The 15,099-nt window shown below is 70.7% G+C and carries 13 protein-coding genes; 6 read left to right on the forward strand and 7 right to left on the reverse strand.

Annotated features, from left to right (window positions below; genetic code table 11):
• Nucleotides 1-88 precede the first annotated feature (88 nt).
• The gene (locus tag PSQ21_RS19145) at nucleotides 89-1,024 is read left to right on the forward strand and encodes an NUDIX hydrolase (protein ID WP_274031806.1); all 936 of its coding nucleotides are present in this window, start codon (nucleotides 89-91) and stop codon (nucleotides 1,022-1,024) included.
• On the forward strand, nucleotides 1,021-1,857 hold the full coding sequence (locus tag PSQ21_RS19150; RefSeq protein ID WP_274031807.1) for an MBL fold metallo-hydrolase: 837 nt from the start codon (nucleotides 1,021-1,023) through the stop codon (nucleotides 1,855-1,857). Before PSQ21_RS19145 ends, PSQ21_RS19150 begins: the two co-directional genes overlap by 4 nt.
• 87 nt (nucleotides 1,858-1,944) lie before the next feature.
• Here the strand turns inward: PSQ21_RS19150 and PSQ21_RS19155 are convergent, their stop codons facing one another.
• The gene (locus tag PSQ21_RS19155; protein ID WP_003967450.1) at nucleotides 1,945-2,619 is read right to left on the reverse strand and encodes a Crp/Fnr family transcriptional regulator; all 675 of its coding nucleotides are present in this window, start codon (nucleotides 2,617-2,619) and stop codon (nucleotides 1,945-1,947) included.
• 373 nt (nucleotides 2,620-2,992) lie between these two features.
• On the opposite strand from PSQ21_RS19155, the gene nth reads away from it, so the two are divergent.
• The 3 genes from nth (at nucleotide 2,993) to PSQ21_RS19170 (ending at nucleotide 6,107) form a co-directional block, all read left to right on the forward strand.
• Nucleotides 2,993-3,940, forward strand: a complete 948-nt coding sequence (gene nth, locus PSQ21_RS19160; protein ID WP_397989399.1) for an endonuclease III — start codon at nucleotides 2,993-2,995, stop codon at nucleotides 3,938-3,940.
• A 94-nt stretch (nucleotides 3,941-4,034) separates the two neighbouring features.
• Nucleotides 4,035-4,811, forward strand: a complete 777-nt coding sequence (locus PSQ21_RS19165) for an NUDIX hydrolase (protein WP_274031812.1) — start codon at nucleotides 4,035-4,037, stop codon at nucleotides 4,809-4,811.
• 90 nt (nucleotides 4,812-4,901) lie between these two features.
• Nucleotides 4,902-6,107 carry a MarP family serine protease gene (locus PSQ21_RS19170; protein ID WP_274031813.1) on the forward strand — a complete coding sequence of 402 codons (1,206 nt, stop codon included), beginning with the start codon at nucleotides 4,902-4,904 and terminating at the stop codon, nucleotides 6,105-6,107.
• A 72-nt stretch (nucleotides 6,108-6,179) separates the two neighbouring features.
• Here PSQ21_RS19170 and PSQ21_RS19175 read toward each other — a convergent pair whose 3' ends face one another.
• The 5 genes from PSQ21_RS19175 to acs form a co-directional block, all read right to left on the reverse strand.
• On the reverse strand, nucleotides 6,180-6,383 hold the full coding sequence (locus PSQ21_RS19175) for a hypothetical protein (protein WP_073740733.1): 204 nt from the start codon (nucleotides 6,381-6,383) through the stop codon (nucleotides 6,180-6,182).
• Between the two features lie 115 nt (nucleotides 6,384-6,498).
• Nucleotides 6,499-7,539, reverse strand: coding sequence for an alpha/beta fold hydrolase (locus tag PSQ21_RS19180; protein WP_274031814.1), 1,041 nt, complete (start codon nucleotides 7,537-7,539; stop codon nucleotides 6,499-6,501).
• Entirely contained in the window at nucleotides 7,536-8,069 is a 534-nt protein-coding gene (locus tag PSQ21_RS19185) for a phage holin family protein (protein ID WP_274031816.1), read from the reverse strand. The genes PSQ21_RS19180 and PSQ21_RS19185 overlap by 4 nt, the downstream gene beginning before the upstream one ends.
• 40 nt (nucleotides 8,070-8,109) lie before the next feature.
• Nucleotides 8,110-9,531, reverse strand: a complete 1,422-nt coding sequence (gene nhaA, locus PSQ21_RS19190) for a Na+/H+ antiporter NhaA (protein ID WP_274031818.1) — start codon at nucleotides 9,529-9,531, stop codon at nucleotides 8,110-8,112.
• Nucleotides 9,532-9,797: 266 nt separating this feature from the next.
• Nucleotides 9,798-11,795 (reverse strand): acetate--CoA ligase, encoded by a 1,998-nt coding sequence (gene acs, locus PSQ21_RS19195; RefSeq protein ID WP_274031820.1) that lies wholly within the window; start codon nucleotides 11,793-11,795, stop codon nucleotides 9,798-9,800.
• A 465-nt stretch (nucleotides 11,796-12,260) separates the two neighbouring features.
• Between acs and PSQ21_RS19200 the strand changes: the two genes are divergently transcribed.
• Nucleotides 12,261-13,700, forward strand: a complete 1,440-nt coding sequence (locus PSQ21_RS19200) for a hypothetical protein (protein WP_274031822.1) — start codon at nucleotides 12,261-12,263, stop codon at nucleotides 13,698-13,700.
• A gap of 306 nt (nucleotides 13,701-14,006) precedes the next feature.
• Here PSQ21_RS19200 and PSQ21_RS19205 read toward each other — a convergent pair whose 3' ends face one another.
• A complete protein-coding gene (locus tag PSQ21_RS19205; RefSeq protein ID WP_274031823.1) occupies nucleotides 14,007-15,002 on the reverse strand; it encodes an ATP-binding protein in 996 nt (331 codons plus the stop codon).
• Nucleotides 15,003-15,099: the final 97 nt, after the last annotated feature.

Consider the following 15,099-nt stretch of genomic DNA (forward strand, 5'->3'; position numbering starts at 1 on the left):
GGCGGGCCACCGCGACGATCGGGCAGCCTCTCGAACCGCGATCAGGAAGCCCCTCGAACATCGGCGCGGTTCCGGATAGCCTCCGGCCATGTCCCAAGGTCAGTGGTACCCCCCGGAATGGCCCGGCCTGATCCGGGCCCTCGCCGCCGGTGAGCTGACGCCCGCGACACCCCGGCGGGCCGCCACCGTGATGCTGCTCCGCGATCCGGACGGACCCGGGGCGGGCGGGACGGGTGGCGATCCGGGCGGGAAGGGCGGCGCGCCCGCCGGCCCTGTCGTGCACATGTTGCGCCGGCGGACCTCCATGGCATTCGCCGGAGGCGCGTACGCCTATCCGGGTGGCGGAGTCGATCCGCGCGACGACGACCGGCTGATCGGGTGGGCCGGGCCCCCGCTGGAGCACTGGGCCGCCCGGCTCGGCCTGGCGACGGCCCCCGAGGCGCAGGCCGTCGTCTGCGCTGCGGTACGCGAGACGTTCGAGGAGGCGGGCGTCCTCCTCGCCGGGCCGACCGCCCGGACCGTGGTCGGCGACACGACCGGGGAGGACTGGGAGGCCGACCGGGAGGCGCTGGTCGCCCGGGACCTGTCCTTCGCGGAGTTCCTGGACCGGCGCGGCCTGGTGCTGCGCTCGGACCTGCTGGGCGCCTGGGCGCGCTGGATCACCCCGGAGTTCGAACCGCGCCGGTACGACACCTGGTTCTTCGTCGCCGCGCTCCCCGAGGGGCAGCGCACCCGGGACGTCTCCACCGAGGCCGACCGCACGGTGTGGATCTCCCCCGCCGAGGCGGCCCGCCGCTACGACCGGGGCGAGCTGCTGATGATGCCGCCCACCGTGACCACCCTGCGGGCCCTCGCGCCGTTCAGGACGGCCGCCGAGGCGCTCGGGGCGGCCGACGGGCAGGACATGGCCCCGGTCCTCGCGCAGGCCCGCCTGGAGGGCGGCGAACTGGTGCTGAGCTGGCCGGGACACGACGAGTTCACCAAGCACGTACCCGCGGCGGGCCCGGCAGGCGGTGGAGCGTGAGCGACGCGGCAGCTCTTCCCGGACAGCCGCGCGGAACCGTGGTCTCCGGTCCCGCGACCACCCGTACGGTCAACGTCCTCGCGCCCAACCCGTCCGCGATGACGCTCGACGGGACGAACACCTGGATCGTGGCCGAGCCCGACTCCGGTCTCGCGGTCGTCATCGATCCCGGGCCGCTCGACGACGTCCACCTGAGAGCGGTGATCGAGGCGGTGGAGCGGTCCGGGCGGCGCGTGGGCCTCACGCTGCTCACCCATGGCCACCCGGACCACGCGGAGGGCGCGGGCCGGTTCGCGGAGCTGACGGGGACGAAGGTGCGGGCCCTGGACGCGGAGCTGCGGCTGGGCGACGAGGGCCTCGCGGCGGGCGACGTGATCACCACCGGCGGCCTGGAGCTGCGCGTCGTGCCGACGCCCGGGCACACCGCGGACTCGCTCTCGTTCCATCTGCCCGCCGACCGGGCGGTGCTGACGGGCGACACGATCCTCGGCCGCGGCACGACGATGGTCGCGCACCCGGACGGGCGGCTCGGCGATTACCTGGACTCGCTCAGGCGGCTGAGGTCGCTGACGGTCGACGACGGCGTCCACACGGTGCTGCCGGGCCACGGTCCGGTGCTGGAGGACGCGCAGGGGGCGGTGGAGTTCTACCTGGCCCACCGCGCGCACCGGCTCGCCCAGGTGGAGACGGCGGTGGAGGCCGGGCACCGTACGCCGTCGGAGGTGGTGGCGAAGGTGTACGCCGAGGTGGACCGTTCCCTGTGGCCGGCCGCCGAGCTGTCGGTGCGGGCACAGCTGGAGTACCTGACCGAGCACGGGCTGATCCAGAGCTGAGCCGGCCCGTGCACGGCGAAGGGCCCCGCCGGCGGAGGCACGGGGTACGTACCCGGCCGGCGGGGCCCTTCGCGTACGGAGACGGGGTCAGCGCGAACGCTTCGCCAGCCGCTCCACGTCCAGCAGGATGACCGCCCGGGCCTCCAGGCGCAGCCAGCCGCGGCCCGCGAAGTCCGCGAGCGCCTTGTTGACCGTCTCGCGGGAGGCGCCGACCAGCTGGGCCAGCTCCTCCTGGGTGAGGTCGTGCACGACGTGGATGCCTTCCTCGGACTGGACGCCGAAGCGGCGCGACAGGTCCAGGAGGGCGCGGGCGACCCGGCCCGGCACATCGGAGAAGACCAGGTCGGACATCTGGTCGTTGGTCTTGCGCAGCCGCCGGGCGACCGCGCGCAGCAGAGCGGTGGCCACCTCGGGCCGGGCGTTCAGCCAGGGCTGCAGGTCGCCGTGGCCGAGGCCGAGCAGCTTGACCTCGGTCAGCGCGGAGGCGGTCGCCGTACGCGGGCCGGGGTCGAAGAGCGACAGCTCCCCGATCAGCTCGCCGGGGCCGAGCACGGCCAGCATGTTCTCGCGCCCGTCGGGCGAGGTGCGGTGGAGCTTCACCTTGCCCTCGGTGACCACGTACAGGCGGTCACCCTGGTCGCCCTCGTGGAACAGCGCGTCTCCGCGCGCGAGGGTCACCTCACTCATCGAGGCGCGGAGCTCCGCGGCCTGCTCGTCATCGAGCGCCGCGAAAAGCGGGGCGCGCCGCAGAACGTCGTCCACGAATTCTCTCCTTGTCGGCCTGTCCAGGGAACCGTGGTCCCCATCATGCCGGACGGTAAAACAGTGCGATCAATCACAAACCAGTTTGACGCACGGGCGTGCCGGACCGTACGGCAGGGGGCCGATCGGGGGCGGATGCGCCGTGACAGCGGTGGTTGTCGGTGCCTGGCTCTAGGCTGGCCGGGTGTCCAGAACGCCGGGGAGAGCGCGGTCCAAGGGGGTCGACGGGGTGCTGAAGGGCGGGGATTCCGCTGTGGGCGAACAGCCGCGGTCGCGCCCCGAGAATGCCGCGAATGGCTCCCTCGAAGGCGCGCTCGGCTCCCCCGGAGAGCCGGGGAAGAAGCCGCTTCGGAAGTCGGCCAGGAGGTCCGCAGTGCCATCGTCGTCATCATCAAAGCCCGGCGAATCCGGTGAATCCGGTGAATCCGGCACTTCCGGTAGGCCGGGCGGGGTCGCCGCGGTACGCAAGGGGGCCGGGGGCCGCAAGGGGGTCACGGGCCGCAAGGAGGCCGGGGGCCGTGTGGGGGCCGGGGCCGCGGTGCGCAAGGCGCCGAAGGCGGAGTCGCACCTCGCGATGGTCCGCCGGGCGCGCCGGATCAACCGCGAGCTCGCCGAGGTCTATCCGTACGCCCATCCCGAGCTGGACTTCCGTAACCCGTTCGAGCTCCTCGTGGCCACGGTCCTCTCCGCCCAGACCACCGACCTGAGGGTCAACCAGACCACCCCCGCGCTCTTCGCCGCCTACCCCACGCCCGAGGACATGGCGGCGGCCGTGCCGGAGGAGATGGAGGAGATCATCCGGCCGACCGGGTTCTTCCGGGCCAAGACCAAGTCGCTGCTCGGCCTCTCGGCCGCGCTCCGGGACGAGTTCGGCGGTGAGGTCCCGGGACGCCTGGAGGACCTCGTGAAGCTGCCCGGCGTCGGCCGCAAGACCGCCAACGTGGTCCTGGGCAACGCCTTCGGCGTCCCCGGCATCACCGTCGACACGCACTTCGGCCGTCTGGTGCGGCGCTGGAAGTGGACCGACGAGGAGGACCCGGTGAAGGTCGAGGCGGTCGTCGCCGGGATCTTCCCCAAGAACGAGTGGACGATGCTCTCGCACCGGGTGGTGTTCCACGGCCGCCGGATCTGCCACGCCCGCAAGCCCGCCTGCGGGGCCTGCCCCGTCGCCCCGCTCTGTCCTTCGTACGGGGAGGGCGAGACCGATCCGGTGAAGGCCGCGAAGCTCCTGAAGTACGAGATGGGCGGCTATCCGGGCCAGCGGCTCAGCCCGCCCGCCGACTACCCGGGAAAGCCCGCACCCGCGCTCGGGGCGGAGTGAGGGTCACCCCCTCGCCTTCGCCTTCACTCCTCAGGACGGAACGGCTCGGAACGAAATGGCCGACGACAGGCGTTGTGACTCAACGGGGGTGCCCATGACGCACGCGTACACACCCGGCATGGCACGGGCCGGGAACGGCTCCGCCGAGTGGCTGAGGAACGGAAGCCCGGGAGGGCCGGGACCGATGGACGGGATGGCCGACGCCGGGGTCGCCGTGACCACCGACGGCATCCCCGCATGGCTCGACCCCGTCGCCCGCGCCGCGCGCAGCGTCCAGCCGCAGCAGCTCAGCCGCTTCCTGCCGCCCGCGAGCGGGGCGGGCCGGCAGTCCGCCGTCCTGGTCCTGTTCGGCGAGGGGGAGCGCGGGCCGGAGCTGCTGCTGATGGAGCGCTCCGGGACCCTGCGCTCCCACGCCGGGCAGCCGTCGTTCCCCGGCGGCGCCCTGGACCCCGAGGACGGCGACCAGGCCACCACCGGGCCCTTGCGGGCGGCGCTGCGCGAGGCCGAGGAGGAGACCGGGCTCGACCCCCGGGGCGTACAGATCTTCGGCGTGCTGCCCCGGCTCTACATCCCGGTCAGTGGCTTCGTCGTGACGCCCGTGCTCGGCTGGTGGCGCGCGCCCAGCCCGGTCGGTGTGGTCGATCCGGCCGAGACGGCCCGGGTCTTCACGGTCCCCGTGGCGGATCTCACGGATCCCGCGAACCGGGCCACGGCCGTCCACCCGAGCGGGCACAGCGGCCCGGCATTCCTGGTCGAATCGGCCCTGGTCTGGGGCTTCACGGCCGGCGTGATCGACCGGATCGTGCACTACGCGGGATGGGAACGGCCCTGGGACAGGGACAGGCAGGTGCCGCTCGACTGGCGCGCATGACACGCTGGCTGTCCTGCTGCGCTGTTCCGGGCCCGGCCCGGACCCCGTCACCACCGACGGGCCAGGTGACGAACTGCGAGGGTACAGACGGTGAACGTGCTGGACATCCTGCTGCTGCTGGCTGCCGTGTGGTTCGCGGTCATCGGCTATCGCCAGGGTTTCGTCGTCGGCATCCTGTCGGTGATCGGCTTCCTCGGGGGCGGCCTCGTCGCCGTCTACCTGCTGCCGGTCATCTGGGACCGGTTGACCGAGGACGCCGAGGTCTCCACCGCCGTCGCCATCGGCGCGGTCGTCATCGTGATCGTCTGCGCCTCGGTCGGCCAGGCCTTCACCACCCACCTGGGCAACAAGCTCCGCCGGTACATCACGTGGTCGCCCGCGCGCGCCCTGGACGCCACCGGCGGCGCGCTGGTCAATGTGGTGGCCATGCTGCTGGTGGCCTGGATGATCGGCCTGCTGCTGGCGGGCACCTCGCTGCCGACGCTCGGCAAGGAGGTCCGCAGCTCCTCGGTGCTGCTCGGGGTCGACCGGGTGATGCCGAAGCAGGCGCCCAACTGGTTCCAGGACTTCTCCTCCGTCCTCGCGCAGAACGGCTTCCCGCAGGTCTTCAGCCCGTTCGCCAACGAACCGATCACCGAGGTCAAGGCCCCGGACCCGGCTCTCGTGGGGAGCCCGGTCGCCGCCCGCGCCAAGAAGTCGATCGTCAAGGTCGTGGGTACGGCCCCGAGCTGCGGCAAGGTCCTCGAAGGCACCGGCTTCGTCTTCTCCGAGCGCCGGGTGATGACCAACGCCCACGTGGTCGGCGGCGTGGACGAGCCCACCGTCCAGATCGGCGGCGAGGGCCGGCTGTACGACGCGAAGGTCGTCCTCTACGACTGGCAGCGCGACATCGCGGTCCTGGACGTCCCCGATCTCCGGGCCAGGCCGCTGCAGTTCACCGACCCGGACGACGACGCGGAGACCGGCGACAGCGCGATCGTCGCGGGCTTCCCCGAGAACGGCGCGTACGACGTGCGTTCGGCCCGCGTCCGCGCCCGCATCGACGCCGACGGCCCGGACATCTACCACCGGGGCACGGTGCGCCGCGATGTGTACTCGCTCTACGCGACGGTGCGCCAGGGCAACTCGGGCGGCCCGCTGCTCACTCCGGACGGAAAGGTGTACGGAGTGGTGTTCGCCAAGTCGCTCGACGACCCGGAGACCGGCTACGCGCTGACGGTCGACGAGATCCGCGAGGACATCGAGATCGGCCTTGAGGCCAACCAGCAGGTCGACAGCCAGGGCTGCGCCCTCTGAGGGCTGTCCCGCAGCCCTGGTGGATCAGCCTCGCAGTCCCCGCAGTCCCCGCTGGATCAGCGCCGGAAAAGGTCAGTTACGAGGGTGGCGGAGCCGTGCCGAGACCCAGCGGGCCCGACGGCGGAGGATGCGCGGAATCCCGAGACGGGAACGGTGAAGGTCATGCACATCGTGCACCCGGCCGCGGGGGCCGCCCCCCTCATGAGTGCTCACACCGGCTGATGCGGTGGAGCGGCGGTTGCGTGCTTCGTCAGTGAAGTCGTGCGTCCAGCCCATACCCCGACGTGTGCCCGTGACCCAAGGTCGGTAATCGTGTGCGAGTCAGCCAATTGGCCTATGCGGCAGGCAATTGGCTGTTCGTCGGACACGCGTGCCCACGCGGGGCGGGCGGCTACCGATCGGGCTCGGGGTCCTTGAGCCAGTTGATGAGTTCGGTGGAGAAGCCGATCGGATCCTCCTCGTGGGGGAAGTGCCCGACACCGTCGAAAAGTCGCCACCGGTAGGGCGCCTCGACGTACTGGCCGGACCCGGCCGAACTACGGGTGCGGACCGCCGGATCGAGCGACCCGTGCAGGTGCAGCGTGGGAACCCGGACCGGGCGCTTCATCCGCCGGTTGAACTGGATGCCGTCCGGACGCGCCATCGACCGCACCATCCAGCGGTACGGCTCGATCGAGCAATGGGCGGTGGAGGGGATGCTCATCGCCCGCCGGTAGACGTCCAGGGCGTCCTCGTCGGGGAACTCCGGGGTGCGGGGGCCCGCCCAGTCCTGGATGAGGCTCCCGACCAGGGCGGCGTCGTCCGCGAGGAGCTGACGTTCCGGCAGCCAGGGGCGCTGGAAGCCCCAGACGTACGAACCGGCTCGCGACTGCGCGAAGTCGGACAGCATCGACGAGCGCCAGCGACGCGGGTGCGGCATGGAGGAGACGACGAGCCGGCGGACGAGCTTGGGCCGCATCACGGCGGCGGTCCAGGCGAGGTAGCCGCCGAGGTCGTGGCCGACCAGGGCCGCGTCGGGCTCGCCGAGGGAGCGGATCACCCCGGTGACGTCGAGGGCCAGGTTGGCGGGGTCGTACCCGCGTGGCGTGCGGTCGCTGCCGCCCACCCCGCGCAGGTCCATCGCGACCGCCCGGAAGCCCGCGTCGGCGAGCGCGGGCAGCTGGTGGCGCCAGGTCCACCAGAACTGCGGGAAGCCGTGGAGCAGGAGCACCAGCGGCCCCTCGCCCATCTCCGCGATGTGGAACCGCGCACCGTTGGCCGCCACGTCGCGGTGGGTCCAGGGCCCGGCGATGCGCACCGGGCCCCCGGTGGCCCCGGTGGCCCCGGTGGCTCCGGTGGCGGCCCGGCCCACCGGGCTCGTGGCCGGGGCGCCCGGACCCTCCGGGGCCACCGGACCCGTCGGGCGGAATGCGCTGGAATCGGGAACCGTCATGTGGATGAGCGTGCCACAGCGTCGGCCCTGTCCTTACCGGAGCCGCCGCCCTCGATGCCCTTCTTCGCCAGGCTGCTGCCGGAGCGCTCGATGATCGCGTCGGCCGCGATCGACGGGCGCGGGTGCGGCTTGGCCTTCTGCAGGACGGCGGCCGTCTGCTTGGCGGAGGCGATGGACTTCTCCGGCGGCTTGATCTTCTTGAACTTCCGCAGGCCGATGAATCCGATCAGGGCGGCCAGGAGGATGAAGGCACCGGCCACGATCAGGAAGGACCACGCCAGGCCCAGGCCCAGGTTGTGGATCCCGTACGCGGCCGCGAAGCTCAACATCGGCATCGTGAACAGCAACAGCACGCCCGCGGCGATGAACGCCGCGCTGCCGATCGCCCCGCGCTTGACGTCCTGCCGTACCTCCGCCTTGGCGAGGGCGATCTCGTCGTGCACCAGTGCGGACATCTCGGCCGTCGCCGAGGCGACCAGCTGCCCGATGCTGCGGTCCGCACTGCCCGCGTAGTTGCCGGGGTCGCTCATCCCTGACTCCCTCTCCGTCTTCGACACATCCGATGTCAGATCATGCCGGACTGTTCGGCTCGTCGCGCGTTGCCCCCGCCCGCTCTTCGGCGAGACGGCGGTGTTCTGTCGCCTTTCGCTCCAGGATGGCGGCCATCCGCAGGTGGTATTCCGGATCGTCCTGCTCGTAGATGTCGGGTACCCCGGATTCGTCCTCGTCCAGCTCCTCGGCCTCGTACAGCTCCTTGTACTTGCGTACCCGAAGCTTGAGCAGTACGCAGGCGAGCAGGGCCGCCGTCAGCGAACCGAGGAGTACGGCGGCCTTGATCTCGTTGATCATCTCCGGGTCGCCCTCGAAGGCGAGCTCGCCGATGAGCAGTGAGACGGTGAACCCGATCCCGGCGAGTGCGGCGAGTGCCAGGACGTCTGCCCAGGCCAGATCCTTGTTGAGCTCCGCCTTGGTGAAGCGGGCGGCGAGGTAGGTGCCGCCGAAGATACCGACCGTCTTGCCGAGGACGAGACCGAGGACGACGCCGAGCGTTTCGGGCCGGGTGAAGACGCCGGCCAGCGCTTCGCCGTTCAGCGCGACCCCGGCCGAGAACAGGGCGAACAGCGGGACGGCGATCCCGGCCGACAGCGGGCGGACCAGGTGTTCGATGTGCTCGCCGGGGGAGTGCTTCTCGCCCTCGCGACGGCTGCAGCGCAGCATCAGGCCCATCGCCACACCGGCGATGGTGGCGTGGATGCCGCTGTTGTACATCAGGCCCCAGATGACCAGGGCGAGCGGCACGTAGACGTACCAGCCCCGGACGTTGAAACGGAGGAGCAGGTAGAAGGCGGCCAGGCCGAGGACGGCCCCGCCGAGCGCCAGGAAGTTCAGGTCCGAGGTGAAGAACACCGCGATGATCAGGATCGCGAAGAGGTCGTCGACGACGGCCAGGGTCAGCAGGAAGGCCCGCAGCGCGGACGGGAGGGAGGTGCCGATCACCGCGAGGACGGCGAGCGCGAAGGCGATGTCGGTGGCGGTCGGGACCGCCCAGCCCTTCGTCGAGCCGCCGCCGACGACCACGGTGAGGAAGTAGACGAGGGCGGGCACGGCCATGCCGCACAGGGCCGCCACCACCGGGAGGGCCGCGGCCTTCGGATCGCGGAGTTCGCCCGCCACCAGTTCGCGCTTGAGTTCGACGCCGGCGACGAAGAAGAAGACCGCGAGCAGCCCGTCCGCCGCCCAGTGCGCGACGGAGAGGTCAAGGCCGATGGCCTCGATGCCGAAGTGGAACTTGCTGACGGTTTCGTACGAGCCGCCGAAGGCGTTGGCCCAGACGAGCGCGGCGACCGCCGCAGCCAGCAGGAGCACCCCGCCGACCGTCTCGGTACGGAGCGCTTCCGCCACGTAGTTCCGCTCGGTGAGCGAGAGCCGGCCGAGCAGCGGGCGCCGGGGCGGCGCGGGCGGCGCGGGCGTGGGCGGGTTGGGCGGTGCCACGAGAGGACCTCCAGGTCAGGGGCGGCATGAGGGCATGACTGATGGACATGCCGACCAGACTTCCCGGCGCCCCTGTGGAGATGTTCTCTGCAGTTGTCGTGAAGCGCCCACTCTACCGGGGGCGTAAAGAGTGGGGCCGTATTAGGTGATCTTCAGACTAAATGCCCGATGGGCACCCGGCGCGTTGCGTTGCCGGATGCCCATCGGAGCCGTACTGCGTACTCATGCGTCTGTTCTGGCCTGTGCTGGCGGTCCTAGTCCTCGTCCTAGTCCTCGGACGAGGAAGACGGCAGCTGGGTGGTGATCAGGTCCATCACGGTCGAGTCAGCCAGCGTGGTGACGTCGCCCACCTCACGGTTCTCGGCGACGTCGCGGAGCAGCCGGCGCATGATCTTGCCGGAGCGGGTCTTCGGCAGCTCGGCGACCGGGAGGACCCGCTTCGGCTTCGCGATCGGGCCGAGCGTCGTGCCGACGTGGTTGCGCAGGTCGGCGACGAGCTCGTCGGAGGCGGTGGCCGTACCGCGCAGGATGACGAACGCCACGATGGCCTGGCCCGTCGTCTCGTCGTTCGCCCCGACCACGGCGGCCTCGGCGACCGACGGGTGGGAGACGAGGGCGGACTCGACCTCGGTGGTGGAGATGTTGTGCCCGGAGACGAGCATGACGTCGTCGACCCGGCCGAGCAGCCAGATGTCGCCGTCCTCGTCCTTCTTCGCACCGTCGCCCGCGAAGTACTTGCCCTCGAAACGCGACCAGTAGGTGTCGATGAACCGCTGGTCGTCGCCCCAGATGGTGCGGAGCATGGAGGGCCACGGCTGGGTGAGGACGAGGTAGCCGCCCCCGCCGTCCGGCACCTCGTTGGCCTCGTCGTCGACGACGGTGGCGGCGATGCCCGGCAGCGCGCGCTGGGCGCTTCCCGGCTTCGTCTCCGTCACACCGGGCAGCGGCGAGATCATCATCGCGCCGGTCTCGGTCTGCCACCAGGTGTCCACGATGGGGCACGTGTCGGCGCCGATGTTCTTCCGGTACCACATCCACGCCTCGGGGTTGATCGGCTCACCGACCGAACCGAGGACGCGGAGGCTGCTCAGGTCGAACTTGGCGGGGATGTCGTCGCCCCACTTCATGAACGTACGGATCGCCGTCGGGGCGGTGTAGAGGATCGTGACGCCGTACTTCTGCACGATCTCCCAGAACCGGCCCTGGTGCGGGGTGTCCGGGGTGCCCTCGTACATGACCTGCGTCGCCCCGTTGGCCAGCGGCCCGTAGACGATGTAGGAGTGCCCGGTGACCCAGCCGATGTCGGCGGTGCACCAGTAGACGTCGGACTCCGGCTTGAGGTCGAAGACCGCGTGGTGCGTGTACGAGGCCTGGGTGAGGTAGCCGCCGGAGGTGTGCAGGATGCCCTTCGGCTTACCCGTGGTGCCCGAGGTGTAGAGGATGAAGAGCGGCTGCTCGGCCTCGAAGGCCTCGGGGGTGTGCTCGGCGGACTGCCGGGCGGTGATCTCGTGCCACCAGACGTCGCGGCCTTCGGTCCACGCGGTGTCCTGGCCGGTGCGGCGGACGACGAGGACGTGCTCGACGTTCTCGAACCGGGAGACGGCGTCGTCGACGGCGGGCTTGAGCGCGGACGGCTTGCCGCGGCGGTAACCGCCGTCGGCCGTGATGACGACCTTGGCGTCCGCGTCCTTGATGCGGGCGGCGATGGCGTCGGCCGAGAAGCCGCCGAAGACCACGGAGTGCGCGGCGCCGATACGGGCACACGCCAGCATCGCGATCGCGGCCTCGGGGATCATCGGCAGGTAGACGGCGACCCGGTCGCCCTTGCCGACGCCCAGCTCGGTCAGCGCGTTGGCGGCCCGGGAGACCTCGTCCTTGAGCTCCGCGTAGGTGATGGCCCGGCTGTCGCCCGGCTCACCCTCGAAGTGGATGGCGACCCGGTCGCCGTTGCCCGCCTCGACGTGACGGTCCACGCAGTTGTACGCGACGTTCAGCTTGCCGTCCGCGAACCACTTCGCGAAGGGCGGGTTGCTCCAGTCGAGGGTCTCGGTCGGCTCGGTGTCCCACGTCAGGCGACGGGCCTGCTCGGCCCAGAAGCCCAGCCGGTCCGCCTCGGCCTGCTCGTACGCCTCTGCGGTGACGTTGGCGTTGGCGGCCAGCTCGGCAGGCGGAGCGAATTTCCGCTCTTCCCGAAGCAGGTTGGCCAGGCTTTCGTTGCTCACGACTTCTCCCAGTCCCAGGGTGTCCGTTGTGTCCCGGGGCATAGCTCATCAGGCGCGGGGCCAGGTGACAAGGGCCTGCCGGGAATTGGTTTAGACCTGTGTCTTCGTGTATGGAGTCATGATCCCGCTCCGCGGCCGGGGGACGCCGAACGACGCGTGGTGCACGGCGGTTACGTCCCCGTCGAGGCGCGTCGAGGCGCGTCGATGTGTGTCGAGGTATGTCGGGCGGGTCGAGGCGCGTCGGGCGGGTCGAGTTGGCGGGTGTGGTGGGTGTGTCGGGCGTGGCGGGTGTGGCGGGGTGCGAAGCGGAACGGGGTCGCCTGGATGCACGGGCCCGGGGCTCGCCCGGTTCAGACCGGAGGCGTTCGGGCTAGTCGATAACTCTTATCAGTGAATAGGCAGCTTTTCATTCGGTATGTCGCCCTTGCTGTGCGGAACAGCGTGCGAATTTGGCCGCGCCGTGTCGGCACTTCGACGCAAATTACCTGCAAGGAAGAGGGTGGGCGGATGATGGCCGCCACGAAGAGGATCGCCTTGGTCGCCATGTCCACGGCCTTGGCCGCCGTTCTCGCGGGCTGTTCCGGAGCCGGGTCCGGAGGGTCCTCGTCCGGGGGCGCCGGAGCCGACGCGGAGAAGGGGGCCCGCGGCGCCAAGGAGAATCCCCCGGCCGCCGCCCCGAAGAACGCGGTCAAACTCATCGGGGACGGGTCCACCGCTTTCACCGGGGACCAGCCGAAGGTGCCGGCCGTCGAACGCCTGGCGCCCGGCGAGAAGCCTCCCCAGTTCGTGGTGTTCTCGTGGGACGGTGCCGGAGAGGACAGTCAGAAGCTCTTCTCGCACTTCCGCGGCGTGGCCAAAAAGTACAACGCCAAGATGACGTACTTCCTCAGCGGCGTGTACCTGCTGCCGGAGGGCAAGAAGGACCTCTACCACCCGCCCCAGCACGCACCGGGCCGGTCCGACATCGGCTTCAACGACACCGAGGGCATCCGCGACACCCTCGCCGAGGTGCGTGCCGCCTGGCTGGAAGGCAACGAGATCGGTACCCACTTCAACGGCCACTTCTGCGGCAAGGACGGGGGCGTCGGGACCTGGTCCGTCGATGAGTGGAAGAGCGAGATCAGCCAGGCGAAAGCTTTCGTCAAGAGCTGGAAGACCAACGCTCCGGAGCTGAAGGACGAGGCTCCGCTTCCCTTCGACTACGACAAGGAACTGGTCGGCGCCCGCACCCCCTGCCTCGAAGGCCAGAAGAACATGGTCGCCGCTGCCCGGACCATGGGCTTCCGCTACGACTCCAGCGGCGTCGGCAATCAGGTCTGGCCCAAGAAGAAGGACGGGGTCTGGGACATTCCGCTCCAGCTCGTTCCGATGCCGGGCCGCGCCTTCGAGACGCTCTCGATGGACTACAACTTCATGGTCAACCAGTCCGGCACGGCCACTCAGGGGGACCCCTCCCAGCACGAGCACTGGGGCAACCAGATGCGGGACGGGCTGCTGCAGGCCTTCGACCGCTCGTACACCGGCAACCGGGCGCCCCTGATCATCGGCAACCACTTCGAGTCCTGGAACGGCGGCACGTACATGCGCGCCATCGAGGAGACCATCGCGACGGTGTGTACCAAGGAGGGCGTGCGCTGCGTCTCCTTCCGGCAGCTCGTCGACTGGCTGGACGCGCAGGACCCGAAGACGCTGGCCAAGCTCACCACGCTCGGCGTCGGCGAGGCGCCGAAGACGGGCTGGTCGTCCTACCTCGGCAACCAGCCGGCGGCCGCGCGGCCCGCGGAGAACGGCACGGAAGAGCGCGCGGAAAAGGGCACGGATAAGGGCGCGGAAGAGGGCGCGGAGAAGGTCCCGGACGGGGATGCCGGGGAGGCGCTGGGCCAGGATCCGGACAAGGCGGCGGGCAAGGGTGACGCAGGTTCGGCGCCTGCGGGAGCGACTGGCTGAAACACCGAAGGAACAACCGGTCGGAACGTCGGCCGACCGGGGGCACGACCATCTTCCGCCGACCATGCGCCGGCCACCTTCCTTTCGGTTGCCGGCGCATGTGTGGGGAGGGGCGGACGGAGTGGGGCGGAGGGGGACGGCGGCGAGCGCGGGGTGCGGGGCGTCGGGGCGACGAGGGGGTGGCGGCCTCAGTTGGCGAAGGTGGTGGAGTCGGCGAGAACGAGTCCGGCCCAGGGCGGGGTCTCGCCGCTGAACAGCTCCTTGCGCGTCACGTCCTGGCGGCCCCCCCCGTGCACACACGACGCGTCAGACGGGTGCGCTCGCGCCCGCTCCTGCGTGCCGTTCGTCGAGCACGAACGCGGGGTCGACCTGGGCGGCCAGGTCGGCGCCGGTCTTCTCGTTGCCCCAGCTCTCGGCGTTCTTCAGGTGGAAGTGCACCATCTGGCGTGTGTAGCGCTCCCAGTCGCGCAGCCCGTACGAGTCCTCGGCGGTGTCCTGCAGCGTCTGCAGGGCCATCCGGTTGTCGGCCTCCAGCAGCTCGAAGCGGGATGGCCGCCCCTTCTCCATCGACCGCACCCAGTCGGAGTGGCCGATCCCGATCAGCAGGTCGTCACCGACCTCCGCACGCAGGAACTCCAGATCGTCCGGGCCCTGCACCTTGTTCCCGACGACCTTCAGGGCGACGCCGAAGTCGCGTGCGTACTCCTTGTACTGGCGGTACACCGACACCCCCTTGCGGGTCGGCTCCGCAACCAGGAACGTCATGTCGAACCGCGTGAACATGCCCGAGGCGAACGAGTCCGAGCCCGCCGTCATGTCGACCACGACGTACTCGTCGGGACCGTCGACCAGGTGGTTGAGGCAGAGTTCCACGGCCCCGACCTTGGAGTGGTAGCAGGCCACTCCGAGGTCGGACTCCGTGAAGGGCCCCGTCGCCATCAGCCGGACGTCCCCGTCGTCGAGCCGCACCGTGCGCGCGCAGGCCGCGAAGATCGGGTTGTCCTCACGGACCCGCAGCAGCCGTGAACCCTCGCCGGGCGGAGTCGTCTTGATCATCGTCTCGGCGGAAGCGATGCGGGGGTTGGCGCCCCGTAGGTAGTCCTTGATGAGGGGGAGGTGCGCGCCCATGGCGGGCAGTGCGGCGGCCTCCGCCTCGTCCAGACCGAGAGCGGCCCCCAGATGCTGGTTGATGTCGGCGTCCACGGCGATGACGTGGGCTTCGTTGGCGGCGAGGTGGCGGATGAAGAGCGAGGACAGCGTGGTCTTTCCGCTGCCGCCCTTCCCGACGAAAGCGATCTTCATGTTCACCTAGGGTAGCGGCTCCATTGCGGTGCGCTGTCGTTGTTCGTGAAGATGGCCACTTGAGGGTGGTGCGGGTGCGGTGGGCGCGTAGCCTCGC

Source organism: Streptomyces sp. MMBL 11-1, assembly GCF_028622875.1.
Lineage (GTDB): Bacteria > Actinomycetota > Actinomycetes > Streptomycetales > Streptomycetaceae > Streptomyces.

Coding starts and splice junctions, on each gene's coding strand:
- PSQ21_RS19145 (WP_274031806.1), top strand. CDS start 89: ATGTCCCAAGGTCAGTGGTACCCCCCGGAATGGCCCGGCCTGATCCGG.
- PSQ21_RS19165 (WP_274031812.1), top strand. CDS start 4,035: ATGACGCACGCGTACACACCCGGCATGGCACGGGCCGGGAACGGCTCC.
- PSQ21_RS19175 (WP_073740733.1), bottom strand. CDS start 6,383: ATGGGCTGGACGCACGACTTCACTGACGAAGCACGCAACCGCCGCTCC.
- PSQ21_RS19180 (WP_274031814.1), bottom strand. CDS start 7,539: ATGACGGTTCCCGATTCCAGCGCATTCCGCCCGACGGGTCCGGTGGCC.
- PSQ21_RS19185 (WP_274031816.1), bottom strand. CDS start 8,069: ATGAGCGACCCCGGCAACTACGCGGGCAGTGCGGACCGCAGCATCGGG.
- acs (WP_274031820.1), bottom strand. CDS start 11,795: ATGCCCCGGGACACAACGGACACCCTGGGACTGGGAGAAGTCGTGAGC.
- PSQ21_RS19200 (WP_274031822.1), top strand. CDS start 12,261: ATGATGGCCGCCACGAAGAGGATCGCCTTGGTCGCCATGTCCACGGCC.
- PSQ21_RS19205 (WP_274031823.1), bottom strand. CDS start 15,002: ATGAAGATCGCTTTCGTCGGGAAGGGCGGCAGCGGAAAGACCACGCTG.